The sequence below is a fragment of the Patulibacter sp. NPDC049589 genome, assembly GCF_040675535.1.
Lineage (GTDB): Bacteria > Actinomycetota > Thermoleophilia > Solirubrobacterales > Solirubrobacteraceae > Patulibacter.
On sequence record NZ_JBFAPC010000103.1, the window covers coordinates 1 to 21,060 of the forward strand.

The following is a 21,060-nucleotide window of genomic DNA, read 5'->3' on the forward strand; positions in this document are numbered from 1 at the left end:
TGTAGCACGTTGACCCTCGCCCGCGACGGGAGGCCGCGGAGGGCCGGCGGCCCAGCGGACGGCCCGGGCGGCGAGCGGCGGCCACGGGAGGTCCTCCGGGCCGAGGACCGCGCGCGCGAGCAGCACGGCGTGCGGCGCTCTCGTCCCGGCCGGCCCCAGCGCGGCGAAGAGCGCGTCCGGGTCCGTCGGGCCGGTGCGGAGCCCCGCGATCCGCTCCGTCGCGCCGGCGGTCCGCACGACGGCGGCCCGCAGCTCCCTGCTGGGCCGCAGGCGGTCGAGCGCCCGTCCGGGGTCCGGCGCCGGACGCACCAGGGCGGCCAGCGCCAGGACCAGGCGGTCGTCCGGGCCCGCCGTGATCGCGGCGAGCGCCGAAGCGTGCTCCGCCGCGGCCTCGGGCAGCCGGGGGTCGTCGCCGAGCAGCCGGGCCAGGACCGCCGCCACGTCGGGCCGCAGGGCCCCGCCGGCGGTCGTGGCGTGCGGGACGAGCGCCGCGAGCGCTCCGACGGCCTCCGCCGTCGTCAGGCCCCGGCGCCAGCCGGGGCCCGTCAGGGTCCGCGAGAGCTCGGGCAGCGTCCGCTCGCCCGGGACGTCGGCCGCCAGCGCGGGAGCGGAGCGTGCCGCCGCGGCGACGGTGGCCGCGTCGGGCGCGGCGTCGAGCTCGGCGGCGAAGCGGGCGAGGCGCAGCACGCGGACCGGGTCGGACGAGAACGACTCCGGGCCGACGGCGCGCAGGCGGCGCGCGCGGAGGTCCGGCTCGCCGCCGAACGGATCGACGAGGGTCCCGCCCGCGATCGGCTCGGCGATCGCGTTGACGGTGAGGTCGCGGCGGCCCAGGTCCTCGGCCAGGTCGGCGCCCTGCAGCGGCGTGAGGTCGACCTGCCACGCGACCGGCGCGTCGGCGGGGGCGCAGGCGCGCCAGGCGCCGTACACGTCCGACAGCGGGAAGGCGTGGCCGCCGGCGCGGCGGGTGATGCCGCGCGCCAGGCCGCGGAGGACCTCCGCGTCCGTGGAGGCGACGGCGAGGTCCAGGTCGGCCGTCGGACGGCCCAGGAGGCGGTCGCGGACGGCTCCCCCGACGATCCACGCGTCGGGCCCGTCCTCCAGCGCTTCCCGGACGTGGGCGAGGACCTCGGCGGACGGGTCGCCCGGCGCCTCGGGCGCCTCGCCGCTCACCGCTCGGGCGTCCCGGACGGGACCGCCGCACCGTCGTGGTGGTGGACCCGCGGCACGCGCGGGCCGACGCCGCAGGTGACCTCGTAGTTGATCGTCCCCAGCAGGCCGGCAACGTCCTCGGCGGTGATCCGCTCGTCGCCGTCGCGGCCGATCAGGCGGGCGGTGGCGCCGGTCGCCGTCGTGGCGCCGGGACCGAGGTCGACGCCGATGCTGTCCATCGACACGGTGCCCGCGATCGGGCGCCGGACGCCGTCGACGAGAACCGCGCCGGTGTTCGTGAGGCCGCGCCGGACGCCGTCCGCGTAGCCCGCCGCGACGGTCGCGATCGTGGTCGGGGCGTCCGCCACGAAGCGCCGGCCGTAGCCGACGCTCTCCCCCGGCTCCAGCGGCTTGACCGCGACCACGCGCGCCGCCAGCTCGAGCGCGGGCTCGAGCCCGTGGTCGTCCGGGTCGTGGTTCATCGGGTCCAGCCCGTAGATCGCGATGCCGGGGCGGACGAGGTCGAAGTGGGCCGCCGGGTCGCGGAGCATCGCCGCGCTGTTGGCGGCGTGCAGGACCACCGTGGGATGACGCCGGCGGACGTCGGCGGCCCACGCCGTGAACCGCTCCAGCTGGACGGCGAAGAGCGAGTCCGCCGGGTCGTCGGCGGTGGCGAAGTGGGTCATCGCCCCGGAGAGGCGCAGCGGCGGGGCCCCGGCGACCCGGTCGCAGAGCTCGAGGGCGACGGCAGGGTCGCGCTGGCCGAGGCGCCCCATCCCGCTGTCGAGCTTCACGTGCACGTCGGCAGGCCGCCCGAGGCGCTCCAGGCGGTCGACGCCCTCCGCGTCCCACACGACGACCTCTGCTCGGGCGTCCAGCGCCTCGGGCAGGTCGTCGTCGTCCAGCGGGCCGAGCACGAGCAGCCGGGCGTCGATGCCGCCGAGGCGGAGCGCCGTGGCCTCCGCCGCCGTCACGACCGCGAGCCACGTCGCGCCGCCGGCCACCGCCGCGCGGGCGGCCGCGACCGCCCCGTGGCCGTAGCCGTCCGCCTTGACGACCGCGCAGACGGCGGTCCCGGGCCCGACGCGGCCGGCGAGCAGCGCGACGTTGCGCTCGATCGCGGCGACGTTGATGCGGGCGACGACGCGCATCGGCGCAACGCTACCGGGTGGGGTCCTGTCGGCCGTGGCCGGTCGCGTCGCGGCGGGCCTGCCCGAGCCGGTCGGCGACGTCGCGGGCCACGACGCCGTCGGGGCCGTGCTCGGCGGACGCCAGCGCGCCGGCCCGGAGGTGCAGCCAGACGCCCGCCGCGGCGGCGAGGAACGGGTCGGTCCCGCGCGCCAGGAGCGCGCCGACGAGGCCGGCCAGGACGTCGCCCGTCCCGGCCGTCGCGAGGCCGGGGACGCCGCCGGGGCTGATCGCCACCCGGCCGTCCGGGGCGACCACCAGCGTGTCGTCGCCCTTGAGGACCACGACGGCGTGGGCGCGGCGCGCGGCCTCGCGGGCGTGGTGGAGCCGGCGGGCGGTCACGTCGGGGGTCGCGACGTCCAGCAGCCGGGCGAGCTCGCCCGCGTGGGGCGTGAGGACCGTCGGGCGGTCCGGGTCGCTCCCGGCCAGGGCCTCCGGGTCGCCCGCGACGGCGGCCAGCGCGTCGGCGTCGAAGACGACCGGGCCCGCCACCCGGGCGACGAGGTCGCGCACGAGGGTCCCCCGCTCCCCGCCGCGCCCGAGCCCGGGCCCGACGACGAGCGTGCCGCCGTGGCCCGCGAGCGCGTCGAGCACCGGGTCCGCCGCCGCGGCCGTGACGCCGCCCTCGTCGTCGTCGGGCAGCACCAGGCCCAGCGCCTCGACGGGCGCCCGCGCGAGGATCCCCGCCTCGATGCTCGCCGGAGCCGCGACGGTCACGTAGCCGGCGCCACCTCGCATGGCGCCGCGCGCCGCGAGGCAGGGGGCGCCGCTCATGCCGGGCGAGCCCCCGAGGACGACGACGTGGCCGGAGCGGAACTTCGTGCCGTCGGCGCCGCGGGTGGGCAGCGCGTCGACCAGTCGGGGGGTGAGGACGCCGCCCCACGGGGCGGGGACCGTGTCGTCGGGGCGCGACGGGATGCCGATGGGAGCCACCACCAGGCGGCCCGTCCGGGACTTGCCGGGAGCGATCCAGTGGCCGGGCGCCGCGGCGTGGAAGCTGACCGTCGTGGTCGCCGTCACCGCGTGGTCCCCGGGCGTCTCGCCCGTCGTGGCGTCGACGCCGCTGGGCACGTCGCAGGCGACGACGGGGACGGCCGGACCCGGGGTCTCCGCAGCCCTCGGCGTCGTTGCGGTCGCGGGCGCGCCGGGATCGCCGGCCGCCGCCCGGGTGATCGCCGCGATCGCCTCCGCGGCGACCCCGCGCGGGGCGTCGCGGGCCCCGGTGCCGAGCACCGCGTCGACGATCACCGCCGCGCCGTCGAGGGCGCCGGGCCCCCACGGCACGCCCGGGCCGAAGGCGTCGCGGGCCGCCGCGGCGTCGCCCCGCAGCCGGCCGTCGTCGACGGTCGAGACCAGCCGCACCGGGCGGCCCTGCGCCGCGAGCAGCCGGGCCGCGACGTAGCCGTCGCCGCCGTTGTTGCCGCCCCCGCAGACGAGGACGACGAGCCCCTCCGGCACCAGCTCGACGACCGCGTCGGCCAGCGCCGCCCCCGCGGCCTCCATCAGAGCGCCCCCGCCCATGCCGAGCGTGCCGATCGCCCAGGCGTCCGTGGCGCGCATGGCCTCGGCGTCGACGAGCGGGTCGAGGCCCGCGGACAGCGGCGGGCGCTCCGCGGCGCTCACGCGGGCACCGCGGCCGGGACGACCGCCCACGCCACGGCGGCCGCGCTGCGCCGCTCGTGGGTGAGGGAGATGACGACGTCGACGCCGAGCTCCCGCGCACGGGCCGCGGCCGCGCCGTGCAGGCGGACGGTGGGCGGGCCGCCGTCGCCGACGACCTCGATCTCCAGGGGCCGGAAGGCGTCGAGCCGCAGGGCCTTCGTGACGGCCTCCTTGGCGCAGAAGCGCGCCGCGAGGCTGCGCGTCGCACGGGGCGCGCCGTCGCCGGCGGTGTGCTCCCCCGGCCGGAAGAGGCGGTCCCGGAGCCCCGGCCGCCGCTCCAGAGCCGCCGCGAGCCGGTCGACGTCCATCAGGTCGATCCCGACGCCCTCGTTCATGGCCCCGAGACTACCCGGGGTCTGCGCCGGCGACCCGAGGGACGCGCGTGCCGCCCGTCGCGACCGGCGCCCGCGGCGCGCACCGGCGCCCGAAGCACCGACCGCGGAGCGACGCGGTCCCGCGGCGTCAGCCGCCGACGCGCCCGGGGACCCGCAGGACGAGCGCCTCGCAGACCTCGCGCGCCTCGGCCTCGGTCGGGGCCTCGGCCATCACGCGCACGAGCTGCTCGGTGCCCGACGCGCGCACGAGCGTCCGGCCACGGCCCGCCAGGGTGGCGTCGGCGGCGTCCATGGCCGCACGCAGCTCCGGCGCGGTCATCGCGCCGTCGCGGTCCTCCACCGGCACGTTGATCAGCACCTGCGGCAGGCGCTCCATCCCCGCCGATTCGCCGAGGGGCGCGCCCGCGAGCGACTCCATCAGCAGCAGCGCCGCGGCGACGCCGTCTCCGGTCGGCGCGAAGCCCGTCTCCACGATGTGCCCGGACTGCTCGCCGCCGAGGCTCCAGCCGCGCTCGTCCAGCGCGGCCACGACGTGGCGGTCGCCGACGGGGGTCGTCGCGACGGGGATCCCGGCGGCGTCCATCGCGGCGTGGAAGCCGTAGTTCGACATGACCGTGACGGCGACGCCGCCCGTCAGCCGCCCCTCGGCGTGCAGGTGGCGGGCCATGATCGCCAGGAGCTCGTCACCGTCGTAGGCGCGGCCTCCGGCATCGACGGCCAGGACGCGGTCGCCGTCGCCGTCGAACGCGAAGCCGACCGCGGCGTCCTCGCGGACGACGAGTGCCTGGATCGCGTCGGGGTGGGTCGAGCCGACCCCGGCGTTGATGTTGCGCCCATCGGGCGCGTTGCCGATCACGACGACGTGGGCGCCGCGGCGCCGGAACGCCTCGGGCCCGACCGTGGCCGTGGCGCCGTGCGCGCAGTCCAGCGCGACCCGCACGCCGTGCAGGTCGAGGCCGGCGAAGCGCTCGTCCAGCGCGCGCAGGTGGTCCTCCGCCGCCCCGAGGAACGGGGCGATCCCGCCGATGTCGGTGCCGCGGGTCGCGGCGTCGGGCAGGTCCTCGACGAGCGCCGCGACGCGGTCCTCGAGCGCGTCGGGGAGCTTGCGGCCGTCGGGACCGAAGAGCTTGATGCCGTTGTCGGCGTGCGGGTTGTGCGACGCCGAGACGACGGCGGCGAGGTCGAAGCCCAGCCGTCCGACGAGGATCGCCGCCGCAGGGGTCGGGACCACGCCGGCCAGGTGGACGTCCGCGCCGGACGCCGCGGCCCCGGCCGCGAACGCGGCCTCGAGCATCGGGCCGGACTCGCGGGTGTCGCGGACCACGAGGACGCGCGGTCGGGCGCCCGCACCCGCGGGAGCACCACCGGGGGCGTCGCCGGTGGGGGCCGGCGCGTCGTCCCGGGAGGCGATGCCCCCCAGAACGGCAGCACGGCCGAGTCGCAGTGCGAGCTCGGCCGTGAGGACCGCGCCGGCCCTCCCGCGCACACCATCGGTGCCGAAGAGCCGGGACATGAAGCGCGTAGGTCCTAGCGCTTCGAGAACTGCGGGCGCTTACGCGCCTTCTTGAGGCCGGCCTTCTTGCGCTCCTTGACGCGCGCGTCACGCGTCAGGAAGCCACGCTTCTTGAGCTCGCCACGCAGGTTCGGCTGGGCGACCAGCAGCGCGCGGGAGATGCCGTGGCGCAGCGCGCCGGCCTGCGACGAGACGCCGCCGCCCTGGATGCTGGCGCGGACGTCGAGGTTGCCGTCCTGGCCGACGACCTCGAGGGCCTGCTTGATCGTGCGGAGCAGCGCCTCGCGCGGGAAGTACTCGTCGAGGCCCTTGCCGTTGACCGTGTAGACGCCGGTGCCCGGCGACAGGATCACGCGGGCGATGGCGGACTTGCGCTTGCCGGTGGCGGCGTAGCGGGCGCCCTCGGAGAGGTCGATCGACACGTCGGCGATCGGCTCGTCGGCGGCGTCGTCGCCGTCGGCGCTCTCGCCGTCGGAGGACTCGCCGTCGGCGTCGCCCTCGCTGTAGTAGCCGAACTCGTCCGGCTTGTCGCCCTGGGCGGCGCTGCCCTCGAAGACGAGGTCGACCTCGAGGTCGGCACCCGGGATGGCGGGCTTGACGCGCGGGGCGTCGTCCTCGTCGTCGGAGTCGTCCTCGGCGACGGCCTCCTCGGCGGGGGCCTCCTCCGCGACCGGCTCGGCCGGCGTCTCGGCGACGGGCGTGGCCTCGGCGGCGTCGGCCTGGGGAGCGTCCTCGGCGACCGCGGGGGTCTCCTCGGGCGTCTCGTCGGGGGTGACGTCGTCAGTCATCGGGCGTTGATCTCCAGGGCCTGCGGCTTCTGGGCCACGTGCGGGTGCTCGGGGCCGGCGTAGACCTTGAGCTTGGTCAGCTGCTTCTTCGCGAGGCGGTTCTTGGGCAGCATGCCCTTGACGGCCTTGCGGATGATCTCCTCGGGCTGCTTCTCGAGCTGCTCCTCGAAGGTGCGCGTGTACAGACCGCCCGGGAAGCCCGAGTGACGGTGGTACAGCTTGTCGGTGCGCTTCTTGCCCGTGACCGCGATCTTCTCCGCGTTGATCACGACGACGAAGTCGCCGGTGTCCACGTGCGGCGTGTACTCCGGCTTCTTCTTGCCGCGCAGCTGCTCGGCGATCTGGGTGGCGAGGCGCCCGAGCGTCAGGTTCGTGGCATCCACCACGTACCAGGAGCGTTCACGGGTCTCGGAACTGGCGACGTACGTCTTCACAAGAATCTCGGCTGGCGCGGGCAGGGATGGACGCGCAGCGACGGGGGAGACTAGCGCAGGAGCGGAGGATTGCGCCTCCCGGTCCCGGTGTCGTGGCCCTTCAGCGCTTCGGAGCGGCCGCAGCCAGCTCGCGGTCGCGCGCCCAGAGCAACAGATTGACGGTTCCGAGCAGGAAGAGCAAGGCCGCCCACGTCGACGGGCGGTGCAGCGCCGGCAGATCGACGTCGTCCAGCAGCACTCCGGCGGTCGCGACGACCGCCAGCAGGGTGGCCGCGACGCCCCAGCGGCGCGCCGCCAGCTCGAGCGGCAGGACGCACACGAGGCCGAGGCCGGCCCCGATCCCCGCGGCCGTCTCGCGCGCCAGGTCCAGGCGCGCCGGCAGCTCGGGCGCCAGCAGCGCCCCCGCCCCCGCGCCGGCCACGACCAGCGCCGCGCCCCAGGGGCCGTCGGACGGCCCGCCGGCGAGGCCGACGAGCACGAGGACCGCCGCGACCGCCAGCGCCGTGCGCGGCAGGTCCAGCTCGCCCGCGGCGACGCCCGCCGCGACCGCGGCGGCGCCCAGCAGGTAGACGACCGCCCGCGGGCCCCGCGCGGGGGCGTCACGAGCCGCGGGGGCCTTCCTGGGACCCCGGCCTCCGCGGGAGCCGGTCGCGCGCCCTCCGCGCCCGGGTCCTACTCCCACTCGATGGTGCCGGGCGGCTTGCTCGTGATGTCGAGCACGACCCGGTTGACCTCGCGGACCTCGCCGACCATCCGGCCCGCGACGCGGTCCAGCAGGTCGTAGGGCAGCCGGGCCCAGTCGGCGGTCATGGCGTCGTCGGAGGTGACGGCGCGGATGGCGACCACGAAGCCGTAGGTGCGCTCGTCGCCCTGGACGCCGACGGTGCGGACGTCCGGCAGGACGCAGAAGCTCTGCCAGAGGTCGCGGTAGAGGCCCGCGGCGCGGACCTCCTCCTGCAGGATCGCGTCGCACTCGCGCAGGATGTCGAGCTTCTCCTGCGTGATCTCGCCGCCGACGATGCGGATGCCGAGGCCCGGGCCCGGGAAGGGCTGGCGCCAGACCATGCGCTCGGGCAGGCCGATCTCGGTGCCGACCGCGCGGACCTCGTCCTTGAAGAGCGCGCGCAGCGGCTCGACGAGGTCGAAGGTCAGGTCGTCGGGGAGCCCGCCGACGTTGTGGTGGCTCTTGATCGTGGCCGCGCCGGTGCCGCCGCCGGACTCGATGACGTCGGAGTAGAGCGTGCCCTGGACGAGGAACTTCGCCCCGGTGTCGCCGCCGGCGGCGTTGATCTCGCCGAACGTCTTGACCTCGGCGCCGTCGACCGCGGCGGAGCCCGCGCCGACCGCGAGCTTCAGCGCCTCCTCCTCGAAGATGCGGATGAACTCGCCGCCGATCGCCTTGCGCTTGGCCTCGGGCTCGGTGATGCCCTTCAGGCGCTGCAGGAAGCGGTCCTTCGCGTCGACGACGACCAGCGGCACCTGGAAGTGCTCGCCGAAGGTCTTCTCGACCTGCTCGGTCTCGTTCTTGCGCATCAGACCATGGTCGACGTAGACGCAGGTCAGCTGGTCACCGACGGCCTTGTGGACCAGGAGCGCCGCGACGGAGCTGTCGACGCCCCCGGAGAGGCCGCAGATGACCTTGCCGGTGCCGACCTGCTCGCGGATCAGGCGGATCTGCTCCTCGGCGATGTTCGCCGCGGACCAGTCCAGCCGGCAGTGGCAGATGTCGCGCAGGAAGGTCTGGAGCGTCTGCTGCCCGTACGGGGTGTGGACGACCTCCGGGTGGTACTGGATGCCGTAGAGGCCGCGCTCCGGCGACTCGAACGCGGCGACCGGCGACGACGTCGAGCTGGCCAGGGCGGTGGCGCCCTCCGGCGGCGTGTAGACCGTGTCGCGGTGGCTCATCCAGGCCGGCTGCTCGTCGGGCTGGTCCTTCAGCAGCGTGCCGTGCTCGGTGACCGTCAGCTGGGAGCGGCCGTACTCGCCCACCTCGGCGGACTCGACGCGGCCGCCCAGCTCCTTGGCGAGCAGCTGCATGCCGTAACAGATGCCCAGGACCGGGACCCCGAGGTTCAGGAGCTCCGGATCCAGGGGCGGGGCGTCCGGCGAGTAGACCGACGCGGGGCCGCCCGAGAGGATGATCCCCTTCGGCTTGCGGCGCCGGACCTCCTCCGCGCCCACGTGGTGGGGCAGGAGCTCGGAGAAGACACCGCACTCGCGGACGCGGCGCGCGATCAGCTGGCTGTACTGGCCGCCGAAGTCGAGGACGACGACCTCGTCGACGTCCGCGCCGGCGGGCAGGGGGTTCTCGGGGGCGGGCGTGGGGGCGGAGTCGGTCACGGCGTCAGGCGATCGGGTGGTTGGCGGCGGGCGCGACGGCGATCTGGGCGCGGTTGAACTCCGCGAGGTCGAGCGAGCCACAGGTCGCCATCGAGCGCTTGAGCGCGCCGATGAGGTTGGTGGTGCCGGAGCCGTCCGTGCCGGGCCCGAGGAGGACCTGCTCGAGCGGCGCGGCGGTGCCGACGTGGACGCGGCCGCCGCGGGGCAGCTCGCGGTGGGCGGCCGCGGGGGTCCAGTGCCAGCCGCGCCCGGGGGCCTCGGCGGCCCGCGACAGCGGCGCGCCGAGCATCACGGCGTCCGCACCGCAGGCGATGGCCTTGGCCAGGTCGCCGCCGGTCCGCATGCCGCCGTCGGCGATGACCTGGACGTACTCGCCGGTCTCGAGCACGTGCGTGGAGCGCGCGCCGGCGACGTCGGCGATGGCGGTGGCCTGCGGCAGGCCGACGCCGAGGACGCGGCGGACGGTCGACCCGGCCCCCGCCCCCACGCCGACGAGCACGCCGGCGGCGCCGGTGCGCATCAGGTGCAGGCCCGTGTGGTAGCTGGAGCAGCCGCCGACGACGACCGGGACGGGGACCTCGGCGATGAACTCCTTGAGGTTCAGGACCTCGTGGTGCGTCTCGCCAGACGCGATCCCGCCCGCCCCGGCCTTCGCGACGTGCTCGGCCGAGACGACGGTCCCGAGGATCGCCAGGACGTCGAGGCCGGCCTCGAGCGCGACCTCGTAGTGCTTGCGGACGCGCTGCGGCGTGAGCGAGCCGGCGACGACGACGCCCGGCTCGGACTTGATCTCGCGGATCCGCTCGGTAATGAGGTCCGCCCGGACGGGCGCGGCGTGCAGCTCGCGCAGGCGGTGCAGGGCCTCCGCCTCGGGCAGGCCGGCGAGGGCCTCCAGCTGCGCGTCGGCGTCCTCGTGGCGCGTCCAGACCCCCTCGAGGTCGAGGACGGCCAGGCCGCCGAGGCGGCCGATCGTGCGGGCGGTGGCCGGCGAGATCGCGGCGTCCATCGGCGACGCCAGCAGCGGCAGCTCGAAGCGATACGGCCCGAGCTTCCAGGCGATGTCGACCTCGTCCGGGTTGCGGGTCCGGCGCGACGGCACGATCGTGATCTCGTCGAAGCCGTAAGCGCGGCGGGCCTTCTTGCCCCGGCCGATCTCGATCTCCATTCCGTGAAGGATCGCGCAGGCGGCGGTCGGGTGTCGGGCGATGGGGCGGCGCGGCGCCAGAACCCGTCCCCTCCGGGTGGCCCGAGCCCCGCCGTACCGGGATGCGGTGCGAGCCCGCGACGCTCGGGTCGGGGCCCGGCCCCCTCCGGGTGGCCCGAGCCCCGCCGTACCGGGATGCGGTGCGAGCCCGAGACGCTCGGGTCGGGGCCCGGCGCCCTACTCCGGGTCGTCGAGGGCGATCCGCTCGATCTCGACCTCGTGCACCAGCCGCTCGACCTGGCGGGGGTCGACGAGGCCGGCGCCGAGGCGCTGGGTCGCGTCCGCGCCGCAGGCGACGGCGTAGCGCAGGGTCTCCTCGTCGTCGCGCTGCTCGTACCGCGCCGCCACCATGCCCGCGAGGAAGGCGTCGCCGGAGCCGATCCGGGCGACCGTCTCGCGGACGTCGATGCGGGCGCGCAGGAGGTGGATGCCGACCGGCCCGCTGGCTCCGCCGTCGTGGCGGACGCCGGCGACGCAGCCGTCCTGCAGCGTCATCACGGCCTCGTTGACGCCGTGGTCGAGGAGCTCCTGGATCGCGAGCGCGCGGTCCTCGTCGCCGGCGAACTCGTGGCCGACGATCTCCTCGGCCTCCAGCTGGTTCGGCGTCAGGCCGTCGGGCTCGGACTTCAGGACGTGGCGCAGCGGCTCGCCGTCGGTGTCGGCGTAGACCTTGACGCCGATCTTGTGCAGCTCGCGGACGAGGTCCGCGTAGACCGTGTCGGGCACGTTGCGGGGCAGCGACCCGGCGAGCACGACGATGTCGGCGCCGCGCGCCAGGTACAGGAGCTTGTCCTGGAAGAGCTCGAGCTCGCGCTCGTCGACGCGCGGGCCCTTCTCGTTGACCTCGGTCTGCACGCCCGAGGTCGGGTCGAAGATCGCGGTGTTCGTGCGGGACTCGTCGGCGATCCGCACGAAGTCGTTGAGGATCGACTCGCGGGTCAGCTGCTCGACGATGCGGGTGCCCGTCGCGCCGCCCGCGAAGCCGGTGGCGATCACGGGCTGCCCGAGCGTCTTCAGGGTGCGCGCGACGTTGACGCCCTTGCCGCCCGCCAGCGTCGTCTGCTCCACCGCGCGGTGCCGGTGGCCGAGGCGGATGTTCGGGACGACCAGCGACCGATCGATGGCCGCGTTCAGGGTGACGGTGATGATCATCGCTCGGGGCCACCCTACGGGGTCGGCCCGGGGCCGCGGGCCCCGCCGCGGGCGGGGGCCGGACGGGGCCTCAGCGCACTCGGTGCGTGCGGCGCGACCGGCGGACCAGGAACGCGAGGACCAGCAGGCAGACGACCGCCACCGCGATCAGGAAGCGCACCCAGCCCCGCTCGAGCCCGTCGTCCAGGCGCTGCCAGAAGGTCGCCGCCCGGACCTCCGTCGCGGTGACCGCGGGGATCCGCGCGACGACCCGGCCGCGCTGGAGGACCTCGATCGTGCCGAGCCGGGCGCCGCGGCGCAGCGGGCCTTCGACGTCCTTCGGCACCCCGAGGACGCGCGTGGTCAGCTGCTCGTCCCGGCGGGCGGTCCGGACGACGCTCGACGCGGCGACGACCGCGACGTCCTCGTCCCGGTAGCGGAGCGCCGGGCGGCCGACGACCGTCCCGCGCTTCAGCGCCGTGGTCCGCCGGTACTGATCGGTGGCGTAGCGCAGCAGGGCGATGCTGTCGCTGTCGCGCGCCGCCTCCGTCGGGTCCCCGAGGACGACCGAGACGACGGAGATGCCGCGGCGCCGCCCGGACCCGACGAGCGAGTAGCCCGAGGCCCGGGTGTGGCCGGTCTTCACCCCGTCGACCCACGGGTATTCCTGGACGAGGGTGTTGCGGTTCTCGACGGTGATGGCCGGCGTCGCGGACCGCAGCGTCATCGTCTTGCGGTCGACGATCGCCCGAAAGGCCGGGAACCGCCGGAGCAGGAGCGTGATCTTCACGAGGTCGGCCGCGCTGGCGTGGTGGCCGGGGGCGTCGAGGCCGATCGGGTTGCGGAACCGCGCGTCGAGGCCGATGGCGCGGGCCCGGTCGTTCATCAGGCCCACGAACGCCGAGACCGAGCCGCCGACGCTGCGGGCGATCGCCGCCGCCGCGTCGTTGCCGGACGGGAGCAGCATCCCACCGAGCAGGTCCTCCATCGTCATGCGGTCGCCGGCGTGGAGGTTCGCGAGGGACTCCCCCGCGCTCGCGGCGTAGGCCGGGACGCGGAAGCGCTTCGTGAGGTCCCGCTCGTGCTCGAGCGCGACCAGGGCGGTCATCAGCTTCGTCGTCGACGCGATCCCGCGCTGCTGGTCCTGCTTGCGGCCGAAGACCACGTCGCCCGTCGACAGCTCGACCACGATCGCCGCGGGAGCCTGAATGGTGGGGGCGTCGTCGTCCGCTGCCCGCGCCGCCCCCGGCACGAGGAGGAGGAAGGAGAGGGCGGCGAGGACGAGGACGCGGGCCGTGGCGGCGGCCCGGCGGCGCGCGTCAGTCACGCAGGCGCAACCGCTGTCCGTGACGGAGGGTCTGGGGATCCAGCTTCGGGTTCAGCTCGATGAGCCGCTCCACGGTGATCCGGTACCGGTGCGCGACCGACGAGAAGCTGTCGCCGGTGCGCACGGTGTACGTCCGGCGCTTGGGCTGCGCGACGGTCGTGGTGGTCTCCGCCGCGGGCCGGGCCGGGGCCGGCGAGTCCGTCCCCGGCGAGACCAGCAGGTACACGGCCACGACGACGGCCACGAGCGCGAGCGGCGCGACGATCCGAAACGGGCTTCGCGGCGGCATCGCGGCAAGGATAGGCCGCCGCGGTCCGCCGGGGGTCCGGCAGCGGTCCCATCAGAGTGCCGCGGCGAGCGCGCGGAGGTCCTCGGCGGCCCGGCGCGCCGCGGGCCCGGGGTCCTCGTGGCCGTCGCCGGCCGCTCCGACGATCGAGCGCGACGCGGTGACGAGCGCGGCGCCGGGGCCGGGCCCGAAGGCCGGCGCCAGGTCCTCGACCCGGCCACCCTGGGCGCCGACGCCGGGCAGCAGGAAGGGGGTGCGCGGCATCAGCTCGCGCAGACGGCGGAGCCGCTCCGGCGCGGTGGCGCCGACGACCGCGCCGACGTCGGAGATCGGACCGCCGGCGGCGTCGCCGAGGTCCGCGACCAGGCGCGCGACGAGGGCCCAGACGGGCTCGTCGCCCGCGAGGGCCCGCTCTTGGACGTCGGCGGCACCCGGGTTGGAGGTGCGGACGAGGACGAACGCTCCGCCGCCGATCCGGCGACCGGCGCGGAGGAAGGGCTCGATGCTGTCGCGGCCCATGTAGGGCGCGACCGTCACGGCGTCGGCCCGGAGCCCGGGGACGGGGCCCCACGGGGTGTCGACCCCGCCGAAGGCGGCGTCGGCGTAGGACGCGGCGGAGACGTCGATGTCCCCGCGCTTGGCGTCGAGGAGGACGAGGAGGTCGAGCTGCCGCGCGTGCTCGGCGACGTCGCGCAGGGCGCGGGCGCCCTCCGGGCCGAGGCGCTCGAACGAGGCGCTCTGCAGCTTCACGGCCACGCAGGCCGGAGCCGTCGCGTCGAGGACGCGCCGACAGTGGTCCGCCACGGCGGACGATGCGGCCGCAGCCGGATCGCCTCCCGCGGGGATGGCCGCCCCGCCGCGCCACAGACGGGCGGGGTCGGGGTCCAGCCCGACGGCGATCGCGCTCTGGCGTCGCCGTACCGCAGACGACAGCCGGTTCCCGAACCCGGGAGCCGACTGGTCGTCGAGGACCTGGGTCCTCAGGCGACCGACTTCTTCAGCGCGGCGCCGGCGGAGAACTTCGGCAGCTTCTTCGCTGCGATGTCGATCTGCTCACCGGTGGCCGGGTTGATGCCCTTGCGGGCGCTGCGCTCGGCGACGGAGAACTTGCCGAAGCCGGAGAACGTGACGTCGCTCCCGCGGGACAGCGCGTCGGTGATCGTGTCGAGCACGGCGTCGACGGCGGCCTGCGCGTCCTTCTTGCCGAGACCGGCCTTCTCGGCCACGTGGTCCACGAACTCTGCCTTGGTCATCTAACCGCTCCTCCTGTGGTGGGGCACGTTTCGGGTTGCGACGCTATCGCGTCTGCACGCCTCCCGCAGGAGCGGGACGGCGATCCGACGGGCGATTGATCGCACGTGCCGGACGGCGAGAGTGTGCCTGCATCGCAGGACGGAACGTCGGCCGGTGCCTGCTGGCACCCTCGCGCGAGCGGGGCCGCGGGGCCGTCACGAAGCCCCTCCGCCCCGGCCGCGGGACCCCCGCCGGGGCGGCGCCGCCCCCCGTGCGGGCCGAGGTGCTTGGATGTCGGCCATGACCCTCGAGCGCGCCGCCTGGTCGATCGTCATCCTGGCGTGCCTGATCACCGCGATCGTGCTGGTCGCCCGCAACTTCCTGGGCTACGCTGCGGTGTCCACCGCCGTCGGGATGGCCGCCGCGACGAACCTGCGCTGAGCTCCGTCCGGAGCTCGCCGCCGCGACGGCGCCACCCGGCGAGACACGTGCGCTGAGCAGGGACTCTTCGGCGATCTGCTCCGCCGTCCGCGGGGCGCACCGGCGGGTGCGCGGAGCCCGCTCGGCGGGCATCCGCGGCCCGCGGGACGTCCCCGGCGACGGGTCAGCCGGCGCGAGGCCCGAGCAGCGGGAGCAGCGCCCGCGCCGCCGCACCGCGGTGCGAGATCGCGGCCTTCTCGGCCGGGGAGAGCTCGGCCATCGTCCGGCCGCGGGCGGTCTCGACGTCGTCGGGGAGGAACACCGGGTCGTAGCCGAAGCCGCCGGCGCCGCGGGGCGCATCGGCCATCGTCCCGGTGCAGCGGCCCTCGACCACGTGCTCGGTCCGCGTGGACGGATCGACGTACGCGATCGCGCAGACGTAGGCGACGGCGCTGCCGGCCGGGACGCGCTCCACGAACAGCGCCAGGTTCTCCTCGTCGGTGGCGTCCTCGCCCGCGAACCGGGCCGAGCGCACGCCCGGCGCGCCGTCCAAGGCGTCGGCCACGATGCCCGAGTCGTCCCCGAACGAGGCCTTGCCGGTGCCCGCCGCGGCCGCGCGGGCCTTGGCCAGCGCGTTGTCGGCGAACGTCGTCCCGGTCTCGGGCGGGAGGTCGACGTTGTCCGGCAGCGGTGCGACGGACCAGGGACGCAGCAGGTCCTGGAACTCCTCGGCCTTGTGGGGGTTGCGGGTCGCGAGGACGAGGCTGGGCACGCCGCCATCGTACGGCGGACGACCCGGTCGCCCGGGGCGCCCGGGTCGTTGCGGCTACGGCTTCTTCGGCGCGGTGCCGGCGGCCCCGATCGCCGCCTTGACCTTCTCCACGACCGCTTGGGCGATGCCGCCGCCCTTGAGCCCGCCGGCGGCGACGACGACGCCCGCCATGACGGCGGCGATGAGCATCGCGAGCGCGACGTACTCGACGGTGCCCTGGCCGCGCTCGTCGTCGCGCAGGCGCAGCAGGCGGTGGTGGGCCCGGGCGGCCAGGGCGAGCGGCGGCGCCGGGAGGACGGCCGGGGACGCGAGGGTGGCGGCGGGGGATCCGGGGATACGGGACATGAGACGGTCTTCCTGTCGTGGGGGTGGGCTGATGCGTCTCCATGGTCCGGCCGGGGGCCGTGACGTCTCCAGCGCCGGAACGTGTCCATCCAGCGCCGGAACCGCGCCCGGGCTGCGCTCGCGCGCGAGGGCCGGGAGGCCCGGCGGACACTGCCCACGTCGTCGCTACACTCGCTCCGCGGTCCGGCGTGACGAGAACCCGCGGGGCCGTCCGACTCATGAGCGACCTTCCCGACCGCACCCCAAAGCCCGCCGACCAGGACGCCTCGTCCGGCGAGCAGCCGACGGCCGCGCGACCCGCCGCCCGCGAGCCCGAGGTCTCGTTCGGCTACGACGAGGAGCAGACGCAGGTCCACCGGACCGCGGTGCCCGACGCTCCCGACCCGCAGATCACCGGGTACACCCCGACCGCGCCCGGCCAGGCCCCCGCTCCGGAGCCCGCGGCCCCCGCCCCCGGCGACGTCGGCCCGGCCACCCAGGTCGCCGCCCAGGCCGTCCCGCGGCGCGTCAACGTCCGCAACCGCGGCCGGATGCGCCGGCGCCTGCGGTATCTCCGCCGGGTCCGCGAGCTGGGCTACCGCGACCTCGGCGGCCTCGTCTTCGAGCTGCGGCGCGCCGGGGCCGACAACGAGGTGCTGGTCGGCGCGAAGGTGGACGCCCTCTACTCGATCGACCTCGAGCTGCACGCGCTCGAGCACGGCCTGCGGGACTTCCGCAGCGTGGAGGAGCTCCACGAGCCCGGCGTCTCCGTCTGCCTGCGCTGCGGCGCGCTGCACGGCAGCGACGCGAACTTCTGCCCGCAGTGCGGCATCCGCGTCGACCAGCGCACCGCGACGCCCGGCGCCGCCGAGCCCGCGACCGTCGTGACGGCGCCGACCGGCAACACCGGCACGGTCCCGGCGGCCGGCACGACGGGCACCGGCCGCGAGCGCCGATGAGCCGCGTCCCGCCGACCCCCGTGGTCTGCCCGCGCTGCGGCAACACCGTCGGCGCCGAGCAGGCCTGGTGCCTCAGCTGCGGCGCCCCCGCGCGGACGCGCATGCGGCCGACGCCGAACTGGCGGATCCCCGTCGCCACGATCGCGGCGGTGGTCCTCGTCGTCGCCGGCGGCACCCTCGGCGCCTTCGTCGCGCTGACCACGACGGGCGACGACCCCGCCCCGGCGGCGGCGACCACGACGGCCCCGGCCGCACCGGTCGCGCCGGCGCCCGACGGCTCCGTCGCCCCGGCGACCACGCCCGCGCCGGCCACCACGCCGGCGGCGACGACCCCGGGAGCGTCCACGGCACCCCCCGCCGCGACGGCCCCCGCGGCGCCGCCCGCGAGCACCACGCCGCAGGACGGCGGCAAGGACGGGCAGCAGCCTCCGGCCTCCGGGGCGACCACACCGACGGGCGGCTCGCCGAGCGACGACGCTCCCCAGGGCGGCAACACGGCGCCCTGACCCGGGTCGGTTTCCGTCCGGGACCGCTCCCGCCCGTGTCCGGCCGGCTCGTGTCCGGCCGGCTCCCGTCCCGCGGGCGGCCGCCCGTGGCCGCCGGGCGCGCGCAGCGGGCCGCCGCGGGGTCAGACCGCCGGCGCCACCCCGGGCCAGCGCTCCGCGAAGAAGGCCCGGGCGCGGTCGACGACGGGATCCGGCCCGCCCGGCGCCGGGGCCTCCCCGGGCTCCGCGGACCAGGCCTCCAGCGTCGCGGCCACCGACCGCGCCAGTGCGTCGACGTCGTAGCCGCCCTCGAGCACGAGCCCGAGCGGCACGTCGAGCTCGCTCGCCAGGCGGTGGACGGCGCCGGCCATGCGCCGAAAGCCGTCGTCGGTGACCTCGCAGCCGGCGAGCGGGTCGTCGGCGTGGGCGTCGTAGCCGGCGGAGACGAGGATCAGCTCCGGGGCCCACGCCCGCGCGATCGGCAGCACGACGTCCTCGGTCATCCCCAGCCACGTCGGGTCGCCGGTCCCGCCCGGCACCGGCAGGTTGACCGTCAGCCCCTCGCCCGCCCCGTGGCCCTGCTCCGTCGGCCGGCCGCTCCCGGGGTACAGCGGGAACTCGTGGATGGAGACGAAGAGGACCTCGTCGCTGCCGGCGAAGATCTCGGCCGTCCCGTTGCCGTGGTGGACGTCCCAGTCGAAGACGAGGACGCGCCGGAGCCCGTGCACCCGGGTCGCGTGCCGGGCGGCGACGGCGACGTTGTTGAAGAGGCAGAAGCCCATCGGCTCGGCGGTCTCGCAGTGGTGCCCGGGCGGCCGGTGCAGCGACGCCGCGCGGGTCGCCTCGCCGCCCAGGAGCGCGTCGACGACGGCGACGGCCCCGCCCGCCGCGTGCAGCGCGGCCTCCCACGATCCGGCGGAGACGATCGTGTCGGCGTCGATCCGCCCGCCGCCGGTCGCCGCCAGCGCCCGGATCCGCTCGACGTGGGGCCGGGGGTGCACCGCGAGCAGCTGCTCGAGGGTCGCCTCCGGGGACTCGCGGACGTCGAAGCCGCACCAGTCGCGGGCCGCGAGCTCGCGCTCGACGGCGACGATCCGGCCGGCCCGCTCGGGGTGCGACCCCGTGTCGTGACGGAGCGAGGAGTCGTGACGAAAGAGGGGGCGGGCCACGACGGATACGGTACCCCCCATGTCCGCCACCGCCGACGCGACCACCGACGTCCTGGTCGTCGGAGCCGGGGCCGCGGGCCTCTACGCCGGCCTCTGCGCCGCACGCGCCGGGGCGCGGGTCACCGTCGTCTCGGCGACACCACTGGCGGAGACCGCGTCGTACTGGGCGCAGGGCGGCGTCGCCGCCGCGCTCGCGGTCGACGACAGCCCCGCCGCCCACCTCGCCGACACCGAGCGCGCCGGCCGCGGCCTGGTCCGCCGGTCGGCCGCCGAGGTCCTCACCCGCGAGGCCCCCGACGCCGTCCACGACCTCGAGTCCCTCGGGGTCGCGTTCGACGCCGACCGCCACGGCCGGCGGGTCCTGGGGCTCGAGGGCGGCCACAGCCACCGGCGGGTCGTGCACGCCGGCGGCAGCGCGACGGGGCGCCGGCTGGTCCGGCAGCTCTCGGCCCGCCTCGTCGCCCATCCGGCGGTGACGGTGCTCGAGCACACCCGGGCGTCGGCGATCTGGACGTCGGAGGGCCGCTCCGTCGGGATCGTCACCGACGACGGCCGCGCCGTCGCCGCCCGCGCCACGATCCTCGCCTGCGGGGGCTCGGCGGCGCTCTGGAGCCGGACGACGAACCCGCCGGGCTCCGTTGGCGTCGGCGCCCAGCTCGCGTTCGCCGCCGGCGCCGAGCTCGCGGACCTCGAGTTCGTGCAGTTCCACCCGACCGCGGTCGCGGGCATCCCCGGCCGGGAGGGGTTCCTCGTCACCGAGGCGATCCGCGGGGAGGGTGCGACGCTGCACGACGGCCGCGGCGAGCGGTTCGTGGAGGAGCTCGCTCCGCGCGACGAGGTCGCCCAGGCCGTCTGGCGCACGATGCTCGCCGAGGGCACCGACCACGTGATGCTCGACATGCGCGCCGTCGACCCCGGGGCGTTCCCCAACGTCGTCGGGGCGCTGCGCGAGTCGGGCCTGGACCCCGCGACCGCGCTCGTGCCGGTCTCCCCCGCCTGCCACTACACGATGGGTGGCGTCGCCTGCGACCTCGACGGCTCCACGCGCGTCCCCGGCCTCTACGTGATCGGCGAGACCGCCTGCACGGGCCTGCACGGCGCCAACCGGCTCGCGTCCAACTCCCTGGCCGAGTGCATCGTCTACGGCGGCCGGGCCGCGCGGGCGGGCGTCGACGCGGCGCCGCTACCGGAGCGGCTGGATCCCCCGCCGTCCGCCCCCGCGGTCCACACCCCGTCGCGGGCCAGCCGCGAGGCGCTCTGGCTCCACGCCGGCATCGAGCGCGACGCGGCGGGCTTGCGCACCCTGCTGGACGACCCCCACCCCCTCGCACGGGCGATCGGCTCCGCGGCGCTGGCCCGCGAGGAGAGCCGCGGCGCGCACCGGCGGCTCGACTTCCCGGCCCTGGACCCCGCGCTCGACGAGATCCACACGGTCGTCGAGCCCGCGGCCGACGGCAGCGTCGCTGCCACGCGCCGCGAGCGCTGGGGCGGCTGAGCCGCAGCCCCTGGGCCGCGCGCCCCGGGTGGTCGATCGGCGGCCCGGGCACCTCCCCCGGCCCCGCCGGGGCCGCTCGCGAGCGATCCAGGCGGGACGCCCGACGCCGCCGGGTGGACGTTCGTCCGCCCGACCGGGGCGCGGGCGGAGGCGCTAAACGGGAGATAACGCCGCGATCAATAAATTCGCCTTTATCACCTGGAAGAGCCCCGGGCGCCGTTTCTTCATCGAAACCCAACATTCGCGGTGTTTCAAGGGGTGGACGGATCCGACCCACCGTCCCTCTCCCATGTACCACCTCTCCAGGACCCTCTTCCGCGACGTCACCCGCAGCCTGCCCGGCGGTGGATCCCGCACGACCCAGGAGCGCGTGCTCCGGGCCTGCGAGTCCACGATCGAGCGGCTCGTGACCGATCCCCACTACTTCGCGCACCCGGCGAAGAGCCTGTTCAACGAGATCAGGTTCCTGTTCCCCATGGCCGCCCAGGCCCAGGTGTGGCGCACCGTCGACCTCTACGTCGGGACCGTGGCGGAGGAGCTCCGCCGCCGGCCCGACCTCGGGCACGACCTGACGGGCACCAAGCCGACCTGCCAGGCGACCACCCGCCGCGGCCAGCCCTGCCAGCGCGACCCGCTGCACGGCTCGCGCTACTGCCCCTCCCATCAGCACCTCAGCGAGACCGAGGAGCCGATGGAGGAGTTCCACGAGCGCGGACCACTCGAGGCCATCGCGGCCTGAGTCCCGCCCGGCCGCCCGCGCTCCTTGTCGTAGTCCAGGTTCTCCGGGACGTCCGTCGGCAGGTGGTAGTTCGGCATCGCCTTGGCGCGGTCGAACGAGACCAG

General features: G+C 76.5%; 23 protein-coding genes. 5 read left to right on the forward strand and 18 right to left on the reverse strand.

The window, feature by feature from the left end; all coding sequences use genetic code 11:
* The 15 genes from AB0L40_RS18010 to AB0L40_RS18080 form a co-directional block, all read right to left on the reverse strand.
* A partial coding sequence (locus AB0L40_RS18010) for a hypothetical protein (RefSeq protein ID WP_364357499.1) occupies positions 1-1,173 on the reverse strand: 1,173 nt, incomplete at its 3' end.
* Entirely contained in the window at positions 1,170-2,303 is a 1,134-nt protein-coding gene (gene alr / locus AB0L40_RS18015) for an alanine racemase (RefSeq protein WP_364357502.1), read from the reverse strand. The genes AB0L40_RS18010 and alr, both read right to left, overlap by 4 nt.
* Positions 2,304-2,313: 10 nt before the next feature.
* Positions 2,314-3,963 (reverse strand): NAD(P)H-hydrate dehydratase, encoded by a 1,650-nt coding sequence (locus AB0L40_RS18020; protein WP_364357505.1) that lies wholly within the window; start codon positions 3,961-3,963, stop codon positions 2,314-2,316.
* Entirely contained in the window at positions 3,960-4,337 is a 378-nt protein-coding gene (locus AB0L40_RS18025; RefSeq protein WP_364357508.1) for a holo-ACP synthase, read from the reverse strand. The genes AB0L40_RS18020 and AB0L40_RS18025 overlap by 4 nt, the downstream gene beginning before the upstream one ends.
* A 127-nt stretch (positions 4,338-4,464) precedes the next feature.
* Entirely contained in the window at positions 4,465-5,850 is a 1,386-nt protein-coding gene (locus AB0L40_RS18030; RefSeq protein ID WP_364357511.1) for a phosphoglucosamine mutase, read from the reverse strand.
* Positions 5,851-5,864: 14 nt separating this feature from the next.
* The gene (rpsI, locus tag AB0L40_RS18035; protein ID WP_364357554.1) at positions 5,865-6,266 is read right to left on the reverse strand and encodes a 30S ribosomal protein S9; all 402 of its coding nucleotides are present in this window, start codon (positions 6,264-6,266) and stop codon (positions 5,865-5,867) included.
* 368 nt (positions 6,267-6,634) lie between these two features.
* Positions 6,635-7,078, reverse strand: coding sequence for a 50S ribosomal protein L13 (rplM, locus tag AB0L40_RS18040; protein WP_304789581.1), 444 nt, complete (start codon positions 7,076-7,078; stop codon positions 6,635-6,637).
* Between the two features lie 94 nt (positions 7,079-7,172).
* Positions 7,173-7,754: a hypothetical protein gene (locus tag AB0L40_RS18045; protein ID WP_364357560.1), complete on the reverse strand. Its 582-nt coding sequence runs from the start codon at positions 7,752-7,754 to the stop codon at positions 7,173-7,175.
* Positions 7,745-9,412, reverse strand: coding sequence for a glutamine-hydrolyzing GMP synthase (gene guaA, locus AB0L40_RS18050; protein ID WP_364357514.1), 1,668 nt, complete (start codon positions 9,410-9,412; stop codon positions 7,745-7,747). The genes AB0L40_RS18045 and guaA overlap by 10 nt, the downstream gene beginning before the upstream one ends.
* A gap of 4 nt (positions 9,413-9,416) precedes the next feature.
* Positions 9,417-10,577 (reverse strand): GuaB3 family IMP dehydrogenase-related protein, encoded by a 1,161-nt coding sequence (locus AB0L40_RS18055; protein ID WP_364357517.1) that lies wholly within the window; start codon positions 10,575-10,577, stop codon positions 9,417-9,419.
* 216 nt (positions 10,578-10,793) lie between these two features.
* Positions 10,794-11,768 carry a 1-phosphofructokinase family hexose kinase gene (locus tag AB0L40_RS18060; RefSeq protein ID WP_364357520.1) on the reverse strand — a complete coding sequence of 325 codons (975 nt, stop codon included), beginning with the start codon at positions 11,766-11,768 and terminating at the stop codon, positions 10,794-10,796.
* A 70-nt stretch (positions 11,769-11,838) separates the two neighbouring features.
* The gene (locus AB0L40_RS18065) at positions 11,839-13,074 is read right to left on the reverse strand and encodes a D-alanyl-D-alanine carboxypeptidase family protein (protein ID WP_364357523.1); all 1,236 of its coding nucleotides are present in this window, start codon (positions 13,072-13,074) and stop codon (positions 11,839-11,841) included.
* Complete coding sequence (locus AB0L40_RS18070) at positions 13,067-13,363, reverse strand: LysM domain-containing protein (protein ID WP_364357526.1); 297 nt, start codon at positions 13,361-13,363, stop codon at positions 13,067-13,069. The genes AB0L40_RS18065 and AB0L40_RS18070 overlap by 8 nt, the downstream gene beginning before the upstream one ends.
* A 51-nt stretch (positions 13,364-13,414) precedes the next feature.
* Entirely contained in the window at positions 13,415-14,344 is a 930-nt protein-coding gene (gene pyrF / locus AB0L40_RS18075; protein ID WP_364357557.1) for an orotidine-5'-phosphate decarboxylase, read from the reverse strand.
* Complete coding sequence (locus AB0L40_RS18080) at positions 14,341-14,613, reverse strand: HU family DNA-binding protein (protein WP_304789496.1); 273 nt, start codon at positions 14,611-14,613, stop codon at positions 14,341-14,343. The genes pyrF and AB0L40_RS18080 overlap by 4 nt, the downstream gene beginning before the upstream one ends.
* Before the next feature lie 280 nt (positions 14,614-14,893).
* Between AB0L40_RS18080 and AB0L40_RS18085 the strand changes: the two genes are divergently transcribed.
* Positions 14,894-15,034 carry a hypothetical protein gene (locus AB0L40_RS18085; protein ID WP_364357530.1) on the forward strand — a complete coding sequence of 47 codons (141 nt, stop codon included), beginning with the start codon at positions 14,894-14,896 and terminating at the stop codon, positions 15,032-15,034.
* Positions 15,035-15,197: 163 nt separating this feature from the next.
* On the opposite strand, the gene AB0L40_RS18090 is transcribed toward AB0L40_RS18085, so the two are convergent.
* Together AB0L40_RS18090 and AB0L40_RS18095 are read right to left on the reverse strand one after the other, a co-directional pair.
* A complete protein-coding gene (locus AB0L40_RS18090; RefSeq protein ID WP_364357533.1) occupies positions 15,198-15,785 on the reverse strand; it encodes a non-canonical purine NTP pyrophosphatase in 588 nt (195 codons plus the stop codon).
* Positions 15,786-15,839: 54 nt separating this feature from the next.
* On the reverse strand, positions 15,840-16,130 hold the full coding sequence (locus tag AB0L40_RS18095) for a hypothetical protein (protein WP_364357536.1): 291 nt from the start codon (positions 16,128-16,130) through the stop codon (positions 15,840-15,842).
* Between the two features lie 218 nt (positions 16,131-16,348).
* On the opposite strand from AB0L40_RS18095, the gene AB0L40_RS18100 reads away from it, so the two are divergent.
* Both AB0L40_RS18100 and AB0L40_RS18105 read left to right on the forward strand, forming a co-directional pair.
* Positions 16,349-17,068 carry a zinc ribbon domain-containing protein gene (locus AB0L40_RS18100; protein ID WP_364357539.1) on the forward strand — a complete coding sequence of 240 codons (720 nt, stop codon included), beginning with the start codon at positions 16,349-16,351 and terminating at the stop codon, positions 17,066-17,068.
* On the forward strand, positions 17,065-17,574 hold the full coding sequence (locus tag AB0L40_RS18105; RefSeq protein ID WP_364357542.1) for a hypothetical protein: 510 nt from the start codon (positions 17,065-17,067) through the stop codon (positions 17,572-17,574). Before AB0L40_RS18100 ends, AB0L40_RS18105 begins: the two co-directional genes overlap by 4 nt.
* 122 nt (positions 17,575-17,696) lie before the next feature.
* On the opposite strand, the gene AB0L40_RS18110 is transcribed toward AB0L40_RS18105, so the two are convergent.
* On the reverse strand, positions 17,697-18,722 hold the full coding sequence (locus tag AB0L40_RS18110; RefSeq protein ID WP_364357545.1) for a histone deacetylase: 1,026 nt from the start codon (positions 18,720-18,722) through the stop codon (positions 17,697-17,699).
* 19 nt (positions 18,723-18,741) lie between these two features.
* Between AB0L40_RS18110 and AB0L40_RS18115 the strand changes: the two genes are divergently transcribed.
* On the forward strand, positions 18,742-20,217 hold the full coding sequence (locus tag AB0L40_RS18115) for an FAD-dependent oxidoreductase (RefSeq protein WP_364357548.1): 1,476 nt from the start codon (positions 18,742-18,744) through the stop codon (positions 20,215-20,217).
* Between the two features lie 289 nt (positions 20,218-20,506).
* The gene (locus tag AB0L40_RS18120) at positions 20,507-20,956 is read left to right on the forward strand and encodes a hypothetical protein (RefSeq protein WP_364357551.1); all 450 of its coding nucleotides are present in this window, start codon (positions 20,507-20,509) and stop codon (positions 20,954-20,956) included.
* Positions 20,957-21,060: the final 104 nt, after the last annotated feature.

Excerpts from the sequence above, each read along its gene's own strand:
- AB0L40_RS18055 (WP_364357517.1), bottom strand. The coding sequence starts at position 10,577 with ATGGAGATCGAGATCGGCCGGGGCAAGAAGGCCCGCCGCGCTTACGGC.
- AB0L40_RS18100 (WP_364357539.1), top strand. The coding sequence starts at position 16,349 with ATGAGCGACCTTCCCGACCGCACCCCAAAGCCCGCCGACCAGGACGCC.
- alr (WP_364357502.1), bottom strand. The coding sequence starts at position 2,303 with ATGCGCGTCGTCGCCCGCATCAACGTCGCCGCGATCGAGCGCAACGTC.
- AB0L40_RS18025 (WP_364357508.1), bottom strand. The coding sequence starts at position 4,337 with ATGAACGAGGGCGTCGGGATCGACCTGATGGACGTCGACCGGCTCGCG.
- AB0L40_RS18070 (WP_364357526.1), bottom strand. The coding sequence starts at position 13,363 with ATGCCGCCGCGAAGCCCGTTTCGGATCGTCGCGCCGCTCGCGCTCGTG.
- AB0L40_RS18120 (WP_364357551.1), top strand. The coding sequence starts at position 20,507 with ATGTACCACCTCTCCAGGACCCTCTTCCGCGACGTCACCCGCAGCCTG.
- AB0L40_RS18105 (WP_364357542.1), top strand. The coding sequence starts at position 17,065 with ATGAGCCGCGTCCCGCCGACCCCCGTGGTCTGCCCGCGCTGCGGCAAC.
- AB0L40_RS18115 (WP_364357548.1), top strand. The coding sequence starts at position 18,742 with ATGTCCGCCACCGCCGACGCGACCACCGACGTCCTGGTCGTCGGAGCC.
- AB0L40_RS18085 (WP_364357530.1), top strand. The coding sequence starts at position 14,894 with ATGACCCTCGAGCGCGCCGCCTGGTCGATCGTCATCCTGGCGTGCCTG.
- AB0L40_RS18060 (WP_364357520.1), bottom strand. The coding sequence starts at position 11,768 with ATGATCATCACCGTCACCCTGAACGCGGCCATCGATCGGTCGCTGGTC.
- AB0L40_RS18095 (WP_364357536.1), bottom strand. The coding sequence starts at position 16,130 with ATGTCCCGTATCCCCGGATCCCCCGCCGCCACCCTCGCGTCCCCGGCC.
- AB0L40_RS18030 (WP_364357511.1), bottom strand. The coding sequence starts at position 5,850 with ATGTCCCGGCTCTTCGGCACCGATGGTGTGCGCGGGAGGGCCGGCGCG.
- AB0L40_RS18080 (WP_304789496.1), bottom strand. The coding sequence starts at position 14,613 with ATGACCAAGGCAGAGTTCGTGGACCACGTGGCCGAGAAGGCCGGTCTC.